At 71.0% G+C, this 18,805-nt stretch carries 16 protein-coding genes; 7 read left to right on the top strand and 9 right to left on the bottom strand.

Going from position 1 to position 18,805, the window contains the following annotated elements:
- The first annotated feature begins 11 nt into the window (after positions 1–11).
- The 6 genes from ACE101_RS07955 to ppk2 all read left to right on the top strand — a co-directional run bounded on the left by ACE101_RS07955 (position 12) and on the right by ppk2 (position 7,699).
- Positions 12–869, top strand: coding sequence for a DUF4344 domain-containing metallopeptidase (locus ACE101_RS07955; RefSeq protein WP_379127637.1), 858 nt, complete (start codon positions 12–14; stop codon positions 867–869).
- Between the two features lie 267 nt (positions 870–1,136).
- Positions 1,137–1,823 (top strand): helix-turn-helix domain-containing protein, encoded by a 687-nt coding sequence (locus ACE101_RS07950; RefSeq protein ID WP_379127634.1) that lies wholly within the window; start codon positions 1,137–1,139, stop codon positions 1,821–1,823.
- 25 nt (positions 1,824–1,848) lie between these two features.
- Complete coding sequence (locus tag ACE101_RS07945; protein WP_379127631.1) at positions 1,849–2,418, top strand: hypothetical protein; 570 nt, start codon at positions 1,849–1,851, stop codon at positions 2,416–2,418.
- A gap of 98 nt (positions 2,419–2,516) precedes the next feature.
- A complete protein-coding gene (locus ACE101_RS07940) occupies positions 2,517–3,632 on the top strand; it encodes an efflux RND transporter periplasmic adaptor subunit (protein ID WP_379127628.1) in 1,116 nt (371 codons plus the stop codon).
- Positions 3,633–3,636: 4 nt separating this feature from the next.
- Entirely contained in the window at positions 3,637–6,822 is a 3,186-nt protein-coding gene (locus tag ACE101_RS07935) for an efflux RND transporter permease subunit (protein WP_379127625.1), read from the top strand.
- 34 nt (positions 6,823–6,856) lie between these two features.
- Positions 6,857–7,699 (top strand): polyphosphate kinase 2, encoded by an 843-nt coding sequence (ppk2, locus tag ACE101_RS07930; RefSeq protein ID WP_379127623.1) that lies wholly within the window; start codon positions 6,857–6,859, stop codon positions 7,697–7,699.
- 169 nt (positions 7,700–7,868) lie between these two features.
- Here ppk2 and atpC read toward each other — a convergent pair whose 3' ends face one another.
- The 8 genes from atpC to ACE101_RS07890 all read right to left on the bottom strand — a co-directional run bounded on the left by atpC (position 7,869) and on the right by ACE101_RS07890 (position 16,229).
- Positions 7,869–8,270, bottom strand: coding sequence for an ATP synthase F1 subunit epsilon (atpC, locus tag ACE101_RS07925; RefSeq protein WP_379127620.1), 402 nt, complete (start codon positions 8,268–8,270; stop codon positions 7,869–7,871).
- Between the two features lie 5 nt (positions 8,271–8,275).
- Entirely contained in the window at positions 8,276–9,058 is a 783-nt protein-coding gene (gene fabI / locus ACE101_RS07920; protein WP_379127617.1) for an enoyl-ACP reductase FabI, read from the bottom strand.
- A 19-nt stretch (positions 9,059–9,077) separates the two neighbouring features.
- Positions 9,078–11,396 (bottom strand): DUF3141 domain-containing protein, encoded by a 2,319-nt coding sequence (locus ACE101_RS07915; protein ID WP_379127614.1) that lies wholly within the window; start codon positions 11,394–11,396, stop codon positions 9,078–9,080.
- Between the two features lie 100 nt (positions 11,397–11,496).
- On the bottom strand, positions 11,497–11,994 hold the full coding sequence (locus ACE101_RS07910) for a hypothetical protein (protein ID WP_379127611.1): 498 nt from the start codon (positions 11,992–11,994) through the stop codon (positions 11,497–11,499).
- Between the two features lie 104 nt (positions 11,995–12,098).
- Entirely contained in the window at positions 12,099–13,358 is a 1,260-nt protein-coding gene (locus ACE101_RS07905; protein WP_379127608.1) for an acetate/propionate family kinase, read from the bottom strand.
- Between the two features lie 2 nt (positions 13,359–13,360).
- Positions 13,361–14,335: a phosphate acetyltransferase gene (locus ACE101_RS07900; protein ID WP_379127606.1), complete on the bottom strand. Its 975-nt coding sequence runs from the start codon at positions 14,333–14,335 to the stop codon at positions 13,361–13,363.
- Between the two features lie 334 nt (positions 14,336–14,669).
- A complete protein-coding gene (locus ACE101_RS07895) occupies positions 14,670–15,530 on the bottom strand; it encodes an outer membrane protein (protein WP_379127604.1) in 861 nt (286 codons plus the stop codon).
- A 297-nt stretch (positions 15,531–15,827) separates the two neighbouring features.
- Positions 15,828–16,229 carry a response regulator gene (locus ACE101_RS07890; RefSeq protein WP_379127602.1) on the bottom strand — a complete coding sequence of 134 codons (402 nt, stop codon included), beginning with the start codon at positions 16,227–16,229 and terminating at the stop codon, positions 15,828–15,830.
- 189 nt (positions 16,230–16,418) lie between these two features.
- Here ACE101_RS07890 and ACE101_RS07885 point away from each other — a divergent pair, with 189 nt between their 5' ends.
- Positions 16,419–17,930, top strand: a complete 1,512-nt coding sequence (locus ACE101_RS07885) for a PAS domain-containing protein (protein ID WP_379127600.1) — start codon at positions 16,419–16,421, stop codon at positions 17,928–17,930.
- Between the two features lie 99 nt (positions 17,931–18,029).
- Here the strand turns inward: ACE101_RS07885 and ACE101_RS07880 are convergent, their stop codons facing one another.
- On the bottom strand, positions 18,030–18,800 hold the full coding sequence (locus tag ACE101_RS07880; RefSeq protein ID WP_379127598.1) for a hypothetical protein: 771 nt from the start codon (positions 18,798–18,800) through the stop codon (positions 18,030–18,032).
- Positions 18,801–18,805: the final 5 nt, after the last annotated feature.

The following is an 18,805-nucleotide window of genomic DNA, read 5'->3' as shown; positions in this document are numbered from 1 at the left end:
GGGATCGGGCCATGGGGAAGGCGGCGGGTCTCGCGGCGGTGCTGGCGTCGATCCTGTGCACGGCGCCGGGCTGGGCCGAAGGCGCGCGGGAGAGCCGCATCCGCATCGCCTACGAGCGTCCGCGGGATGCACAGGCATCCGAGATCCATCGGGCCTTGAAGGCGCGCCGCCTTCTCGAAGGGGTCCGCGCGATCGTCGGCGGCGTGCGCCTGCCGCGCTCGCTCACCCTGCGGCTGGGAGCCTGCGCCGGCGAGGCGAATGCCTGGTACGCGCCCGAGAACCGGACCGTCACCGTCTGCTACGAGTACATCCAGGATCTGCGGCAGCGCGCCCCGCCGGATGCGCCGGGGGGCGCCCGGCAGGACGCCATCGTCGGCCCCATCGTGCAGGTGTTCCTTCACGAGACCGGGCACGCCCTGTTCGACCTGCTCGCGGTCCCGCTGCTCGGACGGGAGGAGGATGCGGCCGACCAGTTCGCCGCCCTCGTCCTCCTGCAACTGCCGCCCGCCCAGGCGCGGCGCGTGATCGACGGCAGCACGCATCTGTTCCGGAGCCGCGCGGCCGACGAGGGGATCGACGAGGAGATGCTGGCCGACGATCACGGCCTGCCCCTCCAGCGCCTCTACAACCTGCTGTGCCTCGCCTACGGCGCCGACCGGCGCGCCTTCGCCTATCTGGTCGATGGCGGTTCCCTCCCGCGGATGCGGGCCCAGAATTGCGAGGCGGAGTACGATCAGGCGGCCTTCGCCATGGGGCGGCTGTTCCGCGGCCATCTCCCCGGCGGCCGCATGGCGCGCGCGCAGATCCGCCGCGCCTTCCGCGGGCTCTTCCGCGATCGCGGCACGACGCGGGACGCCGTCTCCGAATGATCCTCGGGCCGGCCGCGACGCCCTTGTCGGATTGTATTCGCGACGGAAACCGACATCCCGACCTTTGATGCGCCATCGCCATGTCGAGGAGATTATTCCTCCTCAACCTTGAAAGCCTGGCGATTTGCGGATAGAAAGTAACGGTTTGCCGGAACGGCTGCATGTGCGCCGGCAGGCGCGGCGCGAAGCAAGACAGCCGTGCAAAGGTTGCGGGCGTCGCGCCGGTGACGATCGGGGGCCCTGTCCGACCGTGCGAGGAGGACGCTCATGGCGCTCGCGGCGATACGCTCCCCGATCCCGCCCGTCTCTCCCGGGCCCGCCATCCGCCCCAGACCCGATCTGCCGATCCTGGCGAGCGCGCCGGATCTGAGCGGCTCGCCGTCCGTCTACGGGCGCAAGCAGGAGATCTTCGGCGAGGGCGAGGAGGCCGATCGCGTCTACCGCGTGGTCAGCGGCGCCGTGCGCAGCTACAGCGTCCTGAGCGACGGCCGGCGGCAGATCAACGCCTTCCACCTGCGGGGGGACATCTTCGGCCTGGAGACGCGGCCGGCCCATCATCAATCGGCCGAGGCGATCGTCGAGACCCGGGTGATGGTCTATCCGCGCCGTCAGTTCGAGGCGATCGCGCAGGGCAACGCCCATCTCGCCTGCGAGCTGTGGTCCATGGCCCTGCGCCAGCTGGAGCACAAGCAGGCCCACGTCCTCCTGCTCGGGCGCCGCTCGGCCCTGGAGCGCGTGGCGGCCTTCCTGGCGGAGATCGAGCGGCGGTCCGGCGAGGCCGGCTGGTTCGCGCTGCCCATGACCCGCCGCGACATCGCCGATTACCTCGGGCTGACGATCGAGACGGTGTCCCGGGTGGTCACGCAGCTGGAGGCGGAGGGGGCGCTCCTGCGGGCCGGCGCCCGGCGCATGCGGCTCTGCCGCGCGACGATCCGCCAGGTTCTGTGCGACTGATCCGACCGCTGCCGGGAACGCGCCGATGAGCGGCCCGCACGCCCAGCCGATGACCGAGAGCATTCCCCCGGAGGACGGCCGCCTGCGGCGTCTCGGGCGGCGGCTCGGCGAGGAGATCCGGCGGATGGCCGCGATCTACGCCTATCTGTGGGTCGTCTTCGGCGTCCTGGTGCTGCACGAATCGACGGTGCTGTCCCGTCACGGCATTGATGTCCGGTTCTACGGCTTCGCCTTCATCAATGCCTGGATCCTCGCCAAGGTCATGCTGGTGGCCGAGAGCCTGGATGTCCGGCCCCGCTGGGAGGGCCGGCCGCTGATCCTCCCGATCGCCGTGCGGGCATCCGGCTTCGCGGTGCTCCTCGTCTGCGCCTACACGGTGGAGGAGGTGCTCCTCGGCCTCTGGAAGGGGCATTCCCTGGCCGGGAGCCTGCCGGCCATCGGCGGCGGGGGCGTCCGCGGACCCGTGGTGATCACGCTGATCATGGCCATCGCGCTCGTTCCCTACTTCACCTACCGGGAACTCGGCCGCGTGCTCGGCCGCGAGCGGCTCCGGGCCCTGATGGTCTCGGGCACGGGCCCGCCCGGGCGGGATTGAGCGGCGCCGGGCTGTCTCGTCCGATCAAGCCGTGCGGACCCGAACTGCCAGGATGGAGGCACCATCCCGTCGGATCCGCGACGGGGCGAGGGACGATCATGGTCCGCTGTCCCCGAATCCTCCTCATCCTCGCCGTGGCGGGGTTGTCCGGCGCGGCCCACGCGCAGACCGAGCCCGCTCCGGCCCTGCCCGTCGGCACCGTCACCGCCCAGAAGAAGCCCATCGACAGGCCGCTCGACTTCGTCGGCCGCGTCGAGGCGGTGAGCCGGGTCGAGGTGCGCGCCCGGGTCACCGGCTTCCTCGACGCGGTGCTGTTCAAGGAGGGCGACCCGGTCCAGGCGGGGGCGCCCCTCTACAGCATCGAGCCCGACCTGTTCGAGGCCGCCGTGCAGGAGGCGGAAGGCGCGTTGCAGCGCAGCCAAGCCGCCCAGACCCTCGCGGCGATCCAGCTCCAGCGGGCGCAGGAACTCGTCGACCGCTCCGCCGGCACGGTGGTCGCCCGCGACCAGGCCCGTGCCGCCCTCGACCAGTCCAAGGGCGCGGTCACGGGCGACGAGGCGAGCCTGCGCACCGCGCAGATCAACCTCGGCTACACGAAGATCACCTCTCCGATCGCCGGCCGGATCGGCCGCACCAGCGTGACGAAGGGGAACGTGGTCGGTCCCGACAGCGGGGTGCTCACCACCATCGTCAGCCAGGACCCCATGTACGTCACCTTCCCGGTGAGCCAGCGCGAGTTCCTGCGCGCCCAGGAGAGCAAGGCGAATCTCGACCGCAGCCGCATCGCGGTGCGGATCCGCTTCCCGGACGGATCGGTCTACGGCGAGGTCGGGCGGGTCGATTTCGTGAACATCAGCGTCGACCGCACCACCGACACCGTGCTGGTGCGCGCCAGCATGCCGAACCCGGCCGGGACCCTGCGCGACGGCCAGCTCGTGCAGGTCGCGCTCCAGACCGGCACGCCCGAGGAGAAGGTGGTGGTGCCGCAGGCCGCGCTCATCGCCGACCAGGGCGGCGTCTACGTCTTCGTCGTGGAGGACGGCAGGGCCGTGGTCCGGCGCGTGAAGCCGGCCTCGGGCGGCAGCGGCACCGACGCGGTGATCGAGGAGGGGCTCTCGGGCGGCGAACTCGTCATCGTGGACGGGCTTCAGCGCGTGCGGCCGGGCGTGCTGGTGCGGGCGACCCCGGCCACCACCCTGTCCAGCAGGACCTGACCCGATGCTCTCCGCCGTCTTCGTCGACCGGCCGCGGCTCGCGGTGGTGATCGCGATCGTCACCGCGATCGCGGGGGCGCTCGCGCTCCTCAGCATCCCGGTAGCGCAATATCCCGACATCGTCCCGCCCCAGGTCTCGGTGACCACGACCTATCCGGGCGCCTCCGCCGACGTGGTGGAAACCACCGTCGCGCAGTCCATCGAGTCGCAGGTCGTCGGCGTCGACAAGATGATCTACATGAAGAGCGTGAGCGGCAACGACGGCAGCTACACGCTCACCGCCTCCTTCGAACTCGGCACCGATCCCGACATCAACGCCGTCAACGTCAACAACCGGGTCCAGATCGCCCTCGCCAAACTGCCCGAGGACGTCCGCAAGCAGGGCGTCACGGTCAAGAAGAAATCCTCGGCCCTGCTCGGCGTGCTCGCCGTCTACTCGCCCAAGGCGATCCAGGACCCGCTCTTCATCTCGAACTACGTCACCATCAACCTGCTCGACCGGATCAAGAGCACGCCGGGCGTCGGCGACGCGACCCTGTGGGGCCCGCAGGACTACGCCATGCGGGCCTGGGTGCGCACGGACCAGCTCACCGGCCTCAACCTGACCACGGGCGACGTCATCAACGCCATCGCGGCGCAGAACGTCCAGGCGCCGGTCGGGCGGATCGGCGCCCGTCCGATCTCCGACGAGCAGCAGCTCCAGCTCAGCATCCAGACGCAGGGGCGGCTCACCTCGGCCGAGCAGTTCCGGAACGTCGTGCTGCGCACCAACCCGGACGGGTCGCTCCTGCGCCTCGGCGACGTCGCCCGGGTCGAACTCGGCGCGGCGAATCTCGACCGCGAGACCCGGCTCAACGGCAGCCCGGCGACGGTCATCGCCATCTACCAATCCCCCGGCGCCAACGCGCTCGCGACCCTCAGGGAGGTCACGGCCCGGGTCTCCACCCTCGCCAAGGCCTTCCCGGAGGGCCTGGAATGGAAGGTCACCTACGATCCCACCGCCTTCATCACCGAGACCGTGCACGAGGTGCAGAAGACCCTGATCGAGGCCTTCGTGCTCGTCGTGATCGTGGTGTTCCTGTTCCTCGGCAGCCTGCGGGCGACGCTGATCCCGACGCTCGCCGTGCCGGTGAGCCTGATCGGCACCTTCATCGCGCTCAAGGCCGTGGGCTACTCGGCCAATTCCGTCTCGCTGCTCGCCATGGTGCTCGCCATCGGCATCGTGGTCGACGACGCCATCGTGGTGGTGGAGAACGTCGAGCGGGTGATGGAGGAGCACCCGGAGCTGACGCCGCGCGAGGCGACGAAGCGCGCCATGGCGGAGATCACCGCGCCGATCATCGCGATCACCCTCGTCCTGCTCTCGGTCTTCGTGCCGGTGGCCTTCGTGCCGGGCATCTCGGGCGAGCTCTTCCGCCAGTTCGCGGTGGCGGTGGCGGTGTCGATGTTCCTCTCGGCCATCAACGCCCTCACCCTCTCGCCCGCTCTCTGCGGCGTGCTGCTCAAGCCCCATCACGGGCCGCGGCGGGGCATCATCGGCGTGGTGATGCGCTCCATCGATGCGGTGCGCGACGGCTACGGCGCGGCGGTCGCCCGCATCGTGCGCCTGTCGGTGATCGGCCTCGTCCTCGCCCTCGGGGCGGCCTGGGGCACGGTCGCCCTGTCGCGGATCACCCCGACCGGCTTCCTGCCGGAGGACGACCAGGGCGCCTTCTTCGTCGTGGTGCAGCTGCCCGAGGGCGCCTCGGTGGTGCGGACCTCGGAGGTCTCGGCGAAGGCCGAGGCGATCCTGCGCGAGGAGCCCGCGGTGGCCGACACCACGGCGGTGGTCGGGCTCAACTTCATCGACAACTACTCGCAGAGCAACGCGGCCTTCCTGGTCGTGACGCTCAAGCCCTTCGAGGAGCGCAAGGGAGCGGGCGACGGGGCGGCGGCGCTCATCGCGCGGCTCGGCCAGCGCTTCCGCGAGATCCCGGGCGGCACGGTGGTGCCGCTCGCGCCGCCGCCGATCATCGGGCTCGGCACCGGCGGCGGCTTCGCCTACGTGCTGGAGGATCTGCGCGGGGCCGATCCGAAGGAACTCGCCCAGGTCCTGCGCGGCCTCGTCGTGGCGGCGAACCAGGAGCCGAAGCTCAACCGGGTGTTCAGCACCTTCTCGGCGACGAACCCCTCCGTCTTCCTCGACATCGACCGCAACAAGGTCCAGATCCTCGGGGTGTCGCTCGATTCGGTGTTCCAGGCCCTGCAGGCCTCGCTCGGCGGCTACTACGTCAACGACATCAACCTGTTCGGGCGCACGTGGCAGGTCCAGGTGCAGGCCGAGGCGGCCGACCGCGCCCAGATCGACGACATCTACCGCATCAACGTGCGCAACCGGGACGGCCAGATGGTGCCGCTGCGCAGCCTCGCCGAGGTGCGGATCGTGGTCGGGCCGCCCGCGGTGATCCGCTACAACAACCTGCGCGCGGTGACGGTGCAGGGCTCCCCGGCGCCCGGCGTCTCCTCGGGGCAGGCGCTCGCCGCCATGGAGGCGGTGGCGGCCCGGACCTTGCCGACCGGCTTCGGCGGCGAATGGACCGACACCGCCTTCCAGGAGAAGCGGGCGGAGGGCAAGACCGCGATCATCCTCGCCTTCGCGGTGCTGTTCGCCTTCCTGTTCCTCGTCGGCCTCTACGAGAGCTGGACGATTCCCGTGCCGGTGCTGCTGTCGGTGACGGTCGGCATCCTGGGCGCCTACGCGGCGATGGTGTGGGGCCGGATCACCCTCGATCTCTACGCGCAGATCGGCATGGTGGTGCTGATCGGGCTCGCCGCCAAGAACGGCATCCTCATCGTCGAGTTCGCCAAGGAGCAGCGGGAGAAGGGCGTCCCCGTGCGGGAGGCGGCGACCGAGGGCGCGCGGCTGCGCTTCCGCCCGGTGATGATGACCTCCTTCGCCTTCATCCTCGGCCTGCTGCCGCTCGTCATCGCGACGGGGGCCTCGCAGCTCGCCCGGCGCAACGTCGGCACGCCGGTCTTCGGCGGCATGATCGCCGCGTCCTTCATCGGCATCTTCGTGATCCCGCCGCTCTACGTCGTGTTCCAGAGCCTGCGCGAGCGGGCCTGGCGGCTGATGAGCGGCCGGAAGGAGCCTCCGGCGACGCGGCCCGGCGCGCCGGCCGGGGCACCGGGGCATCTGCCGGCCGAGTGATCCGGCCGGCTCGATCGGGGAGGGGAGAGCCGCCATGGACGACACCGACCAAGCCCTTCTGGCCGAGCCTTCCACCGACGATGCGCTCCCGGATGCGGAGGCGGGCCGGCTGAAGCGCAAGGTCTACGAGCGCGAGCTGCGCAAGCTCCAAGTGCAGCTCTGCCACCTGCAAGCCTGGGTCAAGGCGACGGGCGCGCGGATCATCGTGGTGTTCGAGGGCCGCGACGCGGCCGGCAAGGGCGGCACCATCCGGGCGCTCACCGAGCGGGTCAGCCCCCGGGTGTTCCGGGTGGTCGCCCTGCCGGCGCCCTCCGACCGGGAGAAGGGCCAGCTCTACATGCAGCGCTACATGGCGCACTTCCCGGCCGCCGGCGAGATCGTGATCTTCGACCGCAGCTGGTACAACCGCGCCGGCGTCGAGACGGTGATGGGCTTCTGCAGCGAGGCGGAGCAGGACCGTTTCCTCGACCTCTGCCCGCAGGTGGAAGGCTTCATCGTCGGCGCCGGCATCCAGCTGATCAAGTTCTGGCTGGAGGTCGGCCGGCACGAGCAGCGCCGCCGCTTCGAGGCCCGCATCAACGATCCGCTCCGGCAGTGGAAGCTGAGCCCGATGGACCTCGAATCCTACCGGCGCTGGTACGATTACTCGCGCGCGCGAGACGCCATGCTGACGGCGACCGACAGCGACAGGCTGCCCTGGTCCATCGTCCGCTCGGACGACAAGCGGCGGGCCCGCCTCAACTGCATCGCGCATCTCCTCCACCTGATCCCCTACAAGGAGCTGACGGCGGAACCGGTGGAGCTGCCCAAGCGCAGCAAGGCCAAAGCCTACGACGACACCCTGCGCGACCGCCGCTTCGTGCCGGAGCGATATTGAGGTCTCGTCGGATCGGCGAACCCCGGACGCGCCGAGCCGCTCGGGGGGAGCCGGCGGCTCCCCGTTATACGATTTCCGGTTGATTGCTTCGCAATGCGGAAATCGGCTTCGCTCAAGCGCCGCGCGGGCTTGCTAATACGCAATCCGCTTCGATCAAGCGGATTGCGTATTACAGCCCCAGGCTGCCCTTGAACTCCTCCAGCCGGCCGACCGAGACCTCGCATTGCGCCCGGCGCTCCGGATCCTCGGTGCGGCCCCGCTCCATCCGGAGATGCAGGATCTCCGCGTCGATCCGGTCGCGGGTCAGTTCCTCCACCGGCAGCACGTGCTCGGCCAGGATGGTGACCCGCGTGCCGGTCACCTCGGCGAATCCGCCGCGCAGGTAGGCGCGCCGCCCGGTGCCCTCGGCATCCGTGGCGAAGACGAGGCCCGCATGGAGCAGCGTGAGGAGGGGCGCGTGGCCGGGAAGCACCGTCAGGTCCCCCTCGACGCCCGGGACCAGCACGCAGCGGACCTCGCCGGCGAACACCACGCGCCCGGGCGAGACCAGCTCGGCGAAGAGGCGGGCCATCGCGCTCACGCCATGATGCTGAGGCCGCCATCCACGGTGACGGTCATGCCGGTCAGCCGCGCCGCGTAGGGCGTCGTCAGGAAGGCGGCCGTGAGGCCGACATCGTCGATGTCGACGAGTTCGCCGATCGGCGCGCGCGAGACCGCCTCGGCGAGGAGCAGGTCGAAATCCTTCAGCCCCGAGGCGGCCCGCGTCTTGAGCGGGCCGGGGGACACGGCGTGGACCCGGATGTCGCGGTCCCCCAGTTCGTAGGCGAGGTAGCGCACCGCGCTCTCCAGCGCCGCCTTCACGGGGCCCATCAGGTTGTAGTTCGGCACCACCTTGTTGGCGCCGTGATAGCTCATGGTGAGCAGCGTGCCGCCCTCCGGCATCAGCGGGGCGGCGAGGCGGGCCATGCGGATGAAGGAGTGGCAGGAGACGTCCATCGCGATCGCGAACCCCTCGGCGGAGCTGTCGACGAGGCGGCCCTGCAGGTCGGCCTTGGGCGCGAAGGCGATGGCGTGCAGGGCGATGTCGAGGCGGCCCCAGCTCTCGGCGATCCGCCCGAACACCGCTTCGAGGTCGCCCTCCTGCCGGACGTCGCAGGGCATGAGGATCGGCGCGTCGAGCTCGCGCGCCAGGGGCTCGACGTAGGGCTTCGCCTTCTCGTTGAGGTAGGTCAGGGCGATCTCGGCCCCGAGCCGGCGGAAGACCCGGGCGCAGCCATAGGCGATCGAGTGCTCGTTCGCGACGCCGAGCACCAGGGCCCGCTTGCCGGCGAGCGCGTTGCCGTCGGGAATCTGAGTCATCGGTCGATCCTTCGGAACCTCAGCCGGCCTTGCGCCGGAGCGGCTTGGGCGTGGCAGCCGCCGCGTCGGCGGCCAGGATGGCGTCGGGGGCGGGTGCCAGGAGATCCCGGAACCGCGGGATCAGGTCCCGCTGCTCCGGCGTGAGGTCGAGCTGGGCCGCCAGCCGGTCGAGCAGGTCGAGCAGGCGCCCGCGCTCCTCGGTTGTGGGCAGGAGGGCCGGCAGGGCGGCCATGGCGCCCTCGGGGGCGCGATCGACGAGGACGGCCTGCCGCCGCACGATCCGGCTCGCCTCGGCGGCGGGCAGGGCGAGGAGCCCGACCTCCCGGCCGACGAGCGTGCGGATGCGCTTGAAGGTCGAGAGCCGCCCCTCGTGGCGGCCGACCCGCGCCATGAGGAGGCCCACCCGCACGGCCGCGTCGGTGAACCCGCCCTCGTCGATTCGCGCCAGGGCGGCGGTGTCGGGAGCCGCGACCGCCCGGGCGGCAGCGGCCCGCGGCGCCCGATGCGGGGCGACGACGCTCATCGTGCCGTAGACCGTGTAGAACAGGTTCTCGACCGCGGCGTCGCGCAGGGACCGGTAGAGATCCAACCCCGCCATGATCCCGGCGGCGGCCCGGTGCTCGGCCGCGACCCAGGGGCCGGCCTCGTCGCGCCGCACGCGGTGGGCCCTGGCGGCCTCCGCCCACGCGCCCAGGGGGGCGAGGGCGGGGTTGAGGTCCGACAGGGCCCAGCGCCGCATCCGGAGCGGGTGCAGGGCCCGCACCACGGGGCCGACCGCGGGCGGGACGACCGCGCGCAGCACCGGATGGACGAAGGCCTCGTAGAGGGCGGCGTTCCAGCCGGAGACCGCGTCCACGGCCGAGAACGGCACCTCGTCCTTGCGGGCGTAGGTCTGCAGCTTCTGCAGGTCCTCGACCTCGACTTCGCGCAGCACGGCGTCGTAGCGCACGCTCCCGTCGACGCGCTCCTCCTCGATCCGCATGCCGTAGAGGCCGGGCGGCAGATGCTCGATGTAGTCGAGAAGGTCGACGATCTGGGTGTGCTCGCGCCGCGCCACGCTTCCCGAGACGAAGATGCCGAGGTGGCCGATGCTCCGGTGCATCAGGCCCACGATGACCTGCCCGTTCGCCTTCAGCTCCGCGGTGGTGGGATAGAGGTCGGCGACCCAGTTGAAGGCCTGCTGCGGTGGCGTGATGTTGTCGCCGAGCGAGGCGAACAGGATGATCGGCGAGCGGATCGCCTTGAGGTCGAAGGTCCGGCCGCCGGTCCAGGCGGCGGTGCCGGCGGCGAGGCGGTTGCCGACGAACAGGTTGTCGACGATCCACTGGATCTCGTCGCGGTTCATCAGGAAGTAGCCGCCCCACCAGCGCTCGAAGTCGAGGTAGCGCTCCGGCTCGGTGTCGATCTTGGCGAACAGGTTGTAGGACTTGCCGAACCACGTGTTGGCCGGGTTCAGGGCCTCGAAATTGTCGACCAGATAGGCACCGTCGAAGGTGCCGCCGCCGAGGTCGCTGGCGAGCAGGGCCGTCCAGGAGCCGCCGAGCATGCCGCCCGCGTAGCGCATCGGATTCTCGGCGTCGTTGCCCGCCCAGTAGGACATGGGGGCGCCGTTCACCACGATGGGCCCGGCCCCGTCCGGGTCGAGGGCGCCCACCAGCATGGCGGCCCAGCCGCCCTGGCAATTGCCGACGACGACCGGCTTGCCGCGGGTCGGATGGCGCTCGCGCACGAGGCGCAGGAACGCGGCCTCGGCCTGCGCCACGTCGGCGAGGGTCTGGCCCGCGACCGGCTCGGGGAAGAAGATCACCACGTAGACCGGGTGCCCGGCGCGCAGGGCCACGCCGACCTCCGAATCCGGCTTGAAGCCGCCGATGCCGGGCCCGTGCCCCGCCCGCGGATCGATGATCACGTAGGGGCGCTTCTCGGGATCCGTCCGCACCTCCGGCGGCGGCAGGATGCGCACGAGGGCGTAGTTCGCCGGCCGCTCGAAGCGGCGGGCATCGGCCACCATCTCCCAGTCGAAGGCGAGGAGGGGCGGCTTGCCTGCCGCCTCGTGCGCCAGCCAGTTGTTGCCGCGCCGCCGGATCGTGTCCCAGAACAGCAGCGAGCGCTGGGCGAAGTCGGTCCAGTAGGTGACCGCGTCGTCCCAGGCCTGGGCCGGCGCACGGGGCGTCATCGCCGCGCTCCAGGCGCGGTTCGCCGCATCCGTCGCGTCGAGGTAGCTCTCCAGGGCCGCGGTGCAGCGGCGCCCGTAGACCTCGGCGATGCGTGCGTGGAGCCGCGCCAGCGTGGGCGGGCCGTCGTCCACCGGGGACGGGGAGGTGTGAGGATCCGTCATGACGATCGTCCCGCGCCGGCCGTGGCTCATGCGATTTCCGATTGCTTGCCCGGCGGTTGCCAAGGCAGCCGATTTCCGCACGGCTCGTCCGAAAACCGGATCAGCCGCGCTTCGGCTCCCAGGTGAGGAAGAGGCCGACATCGCCCGGCACGCCGTCCGGCCAGTCGACGATCATCGCCTTCAGGCCGTAGCCGGCCGGGTGCAGGCGCTCCCGCCAGAACTCGTAGGCTTGGCGCGGGCGCCCGGTCAGGGTCTCGGGCCAGCCGGCCTCCGCGTTGTTGATGGCCCGGCCCTTGTCGCTGCACATCAGGTTCGGGAAGCGCATCACGAGCAGCTCCTTCTGGCCCTGCTCGGCGGCGATGCGCAGCTTGTGCAGCAGCGTCTGGGTGATCTCGTGCACCTTCTCGGGCGTGACCGCGACCGGCTCGGAGAGTCGCTTGATCAGTTCCGCCCGTGCCTGCCCGGCCCGGTCCTGGCCCTCCATTTCCCGGACGGCCTTGGCGGCCTTCATCCGGGTCGAGTAGGCATCGAGGTCGGCGGCGAACATGAAGGGCTCGTTCCCGAGTTCCGCGGCGGGCTTGGTCGTCAGGGTTTCCATCGTGACCTCCTCAGCAGGCGTCGGACGAGCGCCGCGCGCCGCTCCGACCGGACCCTGCGACAAAAACCGCGGAGCCTCGGGCACGGCCTCGCGCGCATCCAGGCTCACAGCGCCGGCTGGCGCGCCTCATCGAGCACCGCGCACACCCCGCGCGCGATCATGGCTTCCTCGTCGGTGGGGATGACGAAGGCCGCGGGGCCGGGGCCGCGGGTGATGCGCGGGCCCCCCGCCGCGTTGGCGGCCTCGTCGAGGGTGAAGCCCGCCCAGGCGGCGGCGCGCAGCACCTCGGCCCGGGTGGCCGCGTCGTTCTCGCCGATGCCCCCCGTGAAGACGAGGGCGTCGATCCCGCCCAGCGCCGCCACCAGGGACCCGATCTCGCGCCCGATGCGGTAGACGAACAGGTCAATGGCGCGGCGGGCGCCCGGATGCGTCGCCGCGCGGGCGCGGAGCGTGCGCATGTCGTTGGACAGGCCGGAGACGCCGAGGAGGCCGGAGCGGGTGTAGAGCAGCTGTTCCGCCTCGTCCGGGTCGAGCCCCATCTCGCGCAGCATGTAGAAGACGACGCCGGCATCGAGGCTGCCCGCGCGCGTGCCCATGGGCAGCCCGTCGAGGGCCGAGAAACCCATCGTGGTGGCGACGCTGCGGCCCCCGTCGAGGGCGCAGAGGCTGGCGCCGTTGCCGAGATGGGCGGCCACGACGCGGCTGCGGGGGAGCGCGGGACCGTACGCGCCGAGCACGGAGGCGATGTAGGCGTAGGACAGGCCGTGGAAGCCGTAGCGGCGCACGCCCCGGGCCGTCATCTCCTGCGGCAGCGCGAAGAGTTGCGCCACCTCGGGCTGGTCGCGGTGGAAGGCGGTGTCGAAGCAGGCGACCTGCGGCAGGTCCGGGAACTGGCGCCGGACGATGCGGATCGGCTCCAGGTTGTGCGGCTGGTGGAGCGGGGCGAGGGGCACGAGGCGCTCCAGTTCCCGCAACACGGCCTCGTCGACCCGGACGGGGCCTCCATAGGCGAGGCCGCCATGCACCACCCGGTGCCCGACCGCCGCGAGCGCGTGCCCGCCGCGATGCGCGCGCAGCCAGCCGGCGAGGTGCAGCAGGGCGTCCTCGTGCCCGGCACCCGCGCCGAGGCGCTCATCCGCCAGCACGGCGCCGGCGCGGTCGCGGACGGTCAGGCGCGGCGACCCGCCGAGATCCTCGACCAGGCCCCGGAACAGGCGGTGCGGCGCGCCGCGCGCCGCGGACTCGAGGACTTGAGGCTCGGAGGCTTGCGGCTCGAAGACTTGAAACTCGGAGACTTGGAACTCGAAGACCTGGAACTTGAGGCTCGACGAGCCCGCGTTGAGCACGAGCAGGGCCGGGATCATGACTAGACCTCCGGCAGGGGCCGGGCCGCCCGCTGCGCCGCGGCGAACAGGGAGGCGACGGCGCAGGAGGCGAGCCGCGTCAGGCGCGAATCGGCCCGGCTCGTCAGGATGATCGGGACCCGGGCGCCGAGCACGATTCCGGCCGCGTCCGCGTGGGCGAGGAAGGTCAGGCTCTTCGCCAGCATGTTGCCGGCCTCGAGGTCGGGGACGACGAGCACGTTCGCCCGGCCCGCGACCGGGGACTGGATCTTCTTGATGGCCGCCGCGCCGAGGTCGATGGCGTTGTCGAGGGCGAGCGGCCCGTCGAGGACCGCCCCGGTGATCTGGCCGCGATCCGCCATCTTGCAGAGCGCCGCCGCGTCGAGGGTCGAGGGAACCTTCGGGTTGACGGTCTCCATCGCCGAGACGATCGCCACCCGCACCGTGGCGACCCCGAGGGCGTGGGCGAGGTCGATGGCGTTCTGGACGATGTCGCGCTTCTCCTCGAGGGTGGGCGCGATGTTGATGGCCGCGTCCGTGACGATGAGCGGCACCGCGTGGCTCGGCACGTCCATCACGAAGCAGTGGCTGACGCGGCGGGCGGTCCGCAGGCCTCCCTCGCGGCGCACCACCGCGGCCATCACCTCGTCGGTGTGGAGGCTGCCCTTCATCAGCGCCTCGGCCTCGCCCGCATTCGCCAGCGCCACCGCTTTGGCGGCGGATTCGTGGCTGTGGGCGGCATCGACGAGGCGCAGATCCGCGATGTCGGTGTCAAGCGCCCTGGCCGCGGCCGCGATCCGGCCCCGGGGTCCTACCAGGATCGGCGTGACGAGCCCGAGGGAGGCCGCCTCCAGCGCCGCACCGAGCGAGGCCTCGTCGCAGGGATGGACGACGGCGACCGTGAGCCGCGGACGCGCCTGGGCTGCCGCGATCAGGCGGTCGTACTTCTCGTGCGGGCGGGAGGCGGCTTGCGCCTGATCTCTCGTCGCGATCTCCACGCGATGCACTCCTGGCCGGGCAGGACGATGCGGACGGACGCAGCCGCCGGACCCGCGTCGCCGTCAGTCTCGGGGAGCCGCCGACGCCCCGCTTGATCCGGCGGGACAGCGCCGGACCGTCATCCAAATCCTCTCGCGGGCATCGGCCGCGAGCCTTGATCTGGATCAACCTGCCGCCCGCGGAGCGGGGCCGGGCGGCGTGACGGGCGCCGCATCCGCCGGCGCCTCGACGGCAGACGCCCCGGGGTGCGAGCCCCGGGGCGCCGTTCGGCCAAGCGGCCAGAGTTGATCGGGGTCTGGGGACGCTCAAGCCGAACCGTGACCGGCCACCGGACTACCAGGTGCCGAACTTGTAGTTCAGGCCGGCGCGGACCACCGCGAACTCGGTGTTGCGGCGGACCTGGCCCGCATTCACCACGACCACATCCGGGCTCAGCACCGTGATCAGGGTGCCGGCATTGTTGACCGCGAAGGCGCCGTTCAGCCCCCGGCCGCGGTCGAGGTTCACGTAGAGACCTTCGACCTTCAGCGTCACCGAACTCGACCGGAAGAAGTTCAGGAACGAGTCGGTGGGCAGGGCGTATTCGATGCCGCCGCCGGCGGTCCAGCCGGTCTGGAAGTCGTCGTTGTTCGGCAGGCCGAAGTTGCGGCCGCCGCCCGCCCCGTAGGCGAAGCCGCCGGTGCCGTAGAACAGCACGCGGTCGAAGGCGTAGCCGAGGCGTCCGCGCACGGTGCCGAAGAAGTCGAGACCGGAAATCCCCGCCGGGTTGAACACCGTCTGCGCCGCCAGCGGGCCGGTGGCGATGAAGCGGTTCCGGTCACGGCCGAAATCGACGTATTGGGCATCGGCCTCGATGCCGATCACCACGCCCGAGCCCGGCGTGAACTGGTAGTTGTAGCCGATCTGGCCACCGCCGGTGAATCCGTCGAGATTGTTCTCGTTCCGGAAGGCGACGACCGTCGGGACGACGACGAGGCCGGTGCGCGGGCCGAGGCCGAGAACGGTCGGGCCGCTGTCACCCCGGGTGTCGAAGCCATAGCCGGCGTTGAAACCGGCGTAGAATCCGGTCCAGGTGAAGAGCGGCACCGGCGTGAAGACCGGCGGGGGCTCGGCCCGGCGCGGAAGATCGGCAGCCGAAGCAGCGCCCGTCAAGGCGGTTGCTGCTGCCGTGGCGAGCAGAAGCTTCTTTAGCATTCGAACGATCCTGTCTGCGCCCTTCCCAGCAGGGCGGAGCACCAAGAAAGCTTGGCCTTAGTATGCAGTACAAGTGCAAGATCGCAACACTGATTTCGAAAACAAATCGAGCGGCGCAGGAAGGTGTGCAGAAGCGGTATCTGCTTATCAATTGTTTGTACGACTTCCTACATAAATCCCTGCCGGCCTGATGAGGCGACCGATCCGGCGGGATGAGCGGCGCGCCACGTCACGATCGGGAATCCAGGGAACGGATGGCGGCCCGGCGCGGCGGGGACGCGGAGAGGATGACCGGGATCACCGGCCGGCGTCGCGGCCGGACGCGCGGCGGCGTGGCTCGACCGCGCTCTCGATGGCCTGCAGGACGCTGGCCGCCCGATACGGTTTGGCGACGAAGCGGCCGTGGTCGGGCCCGTCGCTCGGATCCGGGCTGAAGCGTCCGGAGGTGATGACCAGACGGATCCGCGGCCAGCGCTCGGCGACGCGCTGCGCGAGCGCGAAGCCGTTCATCGAGCCGGGCATGTCCACGTCGGTGAAGAGGGTGCCGATATCCCCTCGGCGCTCCAGGATGGCCAGGGCCTCGTCGGCATTGGTGGCTTCGAGCACGGCGAAGCCCGCATCCTCCAGCATATCGGCGGCCATCAGGCGCACCAAGCCATCATCCTCGACGATCAGTACGGTGGGTGGGGTTCGCGGCATGCTCCATCAACGACATCACCCAGGTTAAAGTTCGCGCCGTCTTTGTGAGCGATGGGCCGTCCGTCGCTTCGGATCGCGCCGTGAACCAGCCGGCTGCCCGGTCTCGGCCGGGATTCATTGCCGAGATTGCCGATGGTGGACCTGCTAAGGTACGAGGGTCGCGCCGCTCGGATCGCAAGGAGGTGGCCCATGGTGGACACCGGCGTCGATCGTCAACAGGCTCCGTGCCCTTGGTCGGAGACGGAGCGACTGGCGGTTCTGCGCTCCTACGCCGTGCTCGACACGCCCCCCGAGCCGGCCTTCGACGACATCTGCAAGATCGCGGCCCATGTTTGTCGAGCGCCCGTCGCCGTCGTCACCCTGATCGAGGATACGCGCCAGTTCTTCAAGGCCGAGATCGGCCTGGGCCTTCGGGAGACGCCGCTCGACGGCTCGGTCTGCAAGCATGCGATGCTGCAGCATGATCTCCTCATGGTTCCCGACACCACCGAGGATCCGCGCTTCGCCTGCAATCCGCTCGTCACCGGTGCCCCGCCTCTGCGCTTCTTTGCCGGCGTCCCGCTGCGATCGGCGGAGGGCCTTCCGCTGGGCACGCTGTGCGTGCTCGACCATGCCCCTCGCCCGGATGGCCTCGGCGCCGGACAGGCCGAGGTGCTGCAGGCCCTGTCCCGTCAGGTGATGACGCAGCTCGAGCATCGCCGGCTCCTGGCCGTCCTGGCGCAGCGGGAGGCCGAGCTGGAGCGGGTGCAGGAGATCGCGGGCGTGGGCGGGCTCGAAGTCGACCTGCGCGACGGCTTCCGGAACCGGCGCTCGCCGCAATACCTGCGGATCCACGGGCTTCCTCCGGAGGCCGCCCAGGAGAGCCACGAGGCCTGGGTGCGCCGCATCCATCCCGAGGATCGGGAGGCCACGGAGCGCCATTTCAAGGACGCCATCCGCAACGGCGACCGCGACTACCGGGCCGAGTACCGCATCATCCGGCCGAGCGACGGGGAGGTCCGCTGGATCGCCGCGATCGCGCAGATCGAGCGCGACGCCGATGGCCGCGCCGCGCGCCTGATCGGGGCTCACCGGGACATCACGCAGCGCAGGGCGGGCGAGGAGGCGCGCGAGCTTCTGACCCGCGAGTTGTCGCACCGGATCAAGAACATCTTCGCGGTGGTCGGCGGGCTGGCCGCGGTGACGGCGCGGGGCAACGCGGCGGCACAGGACTACGCCGAGGGTTTCCTGAAACGGCTTCAGGCCCTCGCCCGGGCTCACGACTACGTCCGCCCGCACGGGCCGGTCGCCGAGAGCCAGACCGTCCAGGGGCTCCTGCGCACGCTGCTGGCCCCCTACGCGGATCAGGGGCGGGAGCGCATCGCGATCGCGGGGGACGACGCCGAGATCGGCGAGCAGGCGGCGACGGCGCTCGCGCTGATCGTCCACGAGCAGGCCACGAACGCCGTGAAGTACGGCGCCCTCTCGGCCACGGGGGGACGGGTGGAGATCCACAGCCGACGCGAAGGCGCGGCGCTGTCGCTGCTCTGGCGGGAGCGCGGCGGCCCGACCGTTCCCGGACAGCCGCAACGGCGGGGTTTCGGGAGTTTGATGGTGGCCCGCAGCACGGTCGGTCAGCTCGGCGGCACGATCCAGCACGATTGGGCATCGGAGGGACTGACGATGCGCATCACCATGCCGATCGAGAACCTGGCTCGATAGCAGGATCGCCCCGCGCCATGACATATCATCCGATTCGGCCGCACTGATCGGCCCGATGGCCTGCGCGCAGCGCCGGCGAGTCTCGCCGCGCGCGATCTCTCAGGGCATCGCGGAGGCGATGCTCGAAAATTCAGCGTCCAGCAAGCTCAAGGCTTCGGGTCGGCGGCAAAGGTCAGTGAAACGCTCGTGGCGCGCATCGATGATGTCGGCGGCGGCCATGACGTAGGGGGCCAAGTCGGAACTCGGTTCGCGCGCATATCCGGTCAAAGCGAGTGCGGCCGCCAGGAAACACGGGACGTTGCAGCTCTCCGCCGTGATCGGCCGCTGCGTTGGTCCGTCCTCCGCCGAGACGTAAAGGATCGGCTGCCGTCCAATCAGCGCGAGCGCCGCAGCGGTCGCGAAGGTGCCGATCAGGGCGGGATCCGGCTCACGACCATCGCGCAGGCGCGTGACCAGACTGGCATGCCGCGCTTCGACGGTGCGCAGAGCGAGGCGGATCAGGTGCTCCGAGATGTAGACATTCTTCGCGCCCCAGTGCCGGAGAACCGACTCGATCAGGAGGTACTGCACTTCCACGAAGACCCGCGCGAATTCCGCTCGGTCGGCGGCGCAGGTCGTGAGGGCGTGCAGAAGTTCGGCGAGCCCTTCGCGACCGGCATGCGGGCGCAGCACGGACAGGGCGATCGTCTCGGCGCGGGTGATGGTCTCGTCGACCCGGCGCGCCAAGCGGGACACGCCGCGGGCGAGGGGGACGCCGTCCGGCAGCAGGCGCGTCCCGGTGCGCAGCAGCAGGCGAGCCCCGCGATAGCCGTCGCGGACCAGGGTCTCGCCGTCCCCGAGCAACAGTTCCAATTCTTGCCGCCCCGCCATCCCGT

The sequence above is a fragment of the Methylobacterium carpenticola genome (genome assembly GCF_042748905.1).
Lineage (GTDB): Bacteria > Pseudomonadota > Alphaproteobacteria > Rhizobiales > Beijerinckiaceae > Methylobacterium > Methylobacterium carpenticola.
Note: the sequence above shows the minus strand (reverse complement) of the source record. Positions and strands in the feature narration are given on the sequence as shown.

Bases quoted from the DNA above. Each gene is read 5' to 3' on its own strand.
- ACE101_RS07890 (WP_379127602.1), bottom strand. From the start codon at position 16,229: ATGCCGCGAACCCCACCCACCGTACTGATCGTCGAGGATGATGGCTTG.
- ACE101_RS07880 (WP_379127598.1), bottom strand. From the start codon at position 18,800: ATGGCGGGGCGGCAAGAATTGGAACTGTTGCTCGGGGACGGCGAGACC.
- ACE101_RS07915 (WP_379127614.1), bottom strand. From the start codon at position 11,396: ATGACGGATCCTCACACCTCCCCGTCCCCGGTGGACGACGGCCCGCCC.
- ACE101_RS07895 (WP_379127604.1), bottom strand. From the start codon at position 15,530: ATGCTAAAGAAGCTTCTGCTCGCCACGGCAGCAGCAACCGCCTTGACG.
- ACE101_RS07940 (WP_379127628.1), top strand. From the start codon at position 2,517: ATGGTCCGCTGTCCCCGAATCCTCCTCATCCTCGCCGTGGCGGGGTTG.
- ACE101_RS07945 (WP_379127631.1), top strand. From the start codon at position 1,849: ATGAGCGGCCCGCACGCCCAGCCGATGACCGAGAGCATTCCCCCGGAG.
- ACE101_RS07885 (WP_379127600.1), top strand. From the start codon at position 16,419: ATGGTGGACACCGGCGTCGATCGTCAACAGGCTCCGTGCCCTTGGTCG.
- atpC (WP_379127620.1), bottom strand. From the start codon at position 8,270: ATGGCCCGCCTCTTCGCCGAGCTGGTCTCGCCCGGGCGCGTGGTGTTC.
- ACE101_RS07950 (WP_379127634.1), top strand. From the start codon at position 1,137: ATGGCGCTCGCGGCGATACGCTCCCCGATCCCGCCCGTCTCTCCCGGG.
- ACE101_RS07955 (WP_379127637.1), top strand. From the start codon at position 12: ATGGGGAAGGCGGCGGGTCTCGCGGCGGTGCTGGCGTCGATCCTGTGC.
- ACE101_RS07905 (WP_379127608.1), bottom strand. From the start codon at position 13,358: ATGATCCCGGCCCTGCTCGTGCTCAACGCGGGCTCGTCGAGCCTCAAG.
- ACE101_RS07935 (WP_379127625.1), top strand. From the start codon at position 3,637: ATGCTCTCCGCCGTCTTCGTCGACCGGCCGCGGCTCGCGGTGGTGATC.
- ppk2 (WP_379127623.1), top strand. From the start codon at position 6,857: ATGGACGACACCGACCAAGCCCTTCTGGCCGAGCCTTCCACCGACGAT.
- fabI (WP_379127617.1), bottom strand. From the start codon at position 9,058: ATGACTCAGATTCCCGACGGCAACGCGCTCGCCGGCAAGCGGGCCCTG.
- ACE101_RS07910 (WP_379127611.1), bottom strand. From the start codon at position 11,994: ATGGAAACCCTGACGACCAAGCCCGCCGCGGAACTCGGGAACGAGCCC.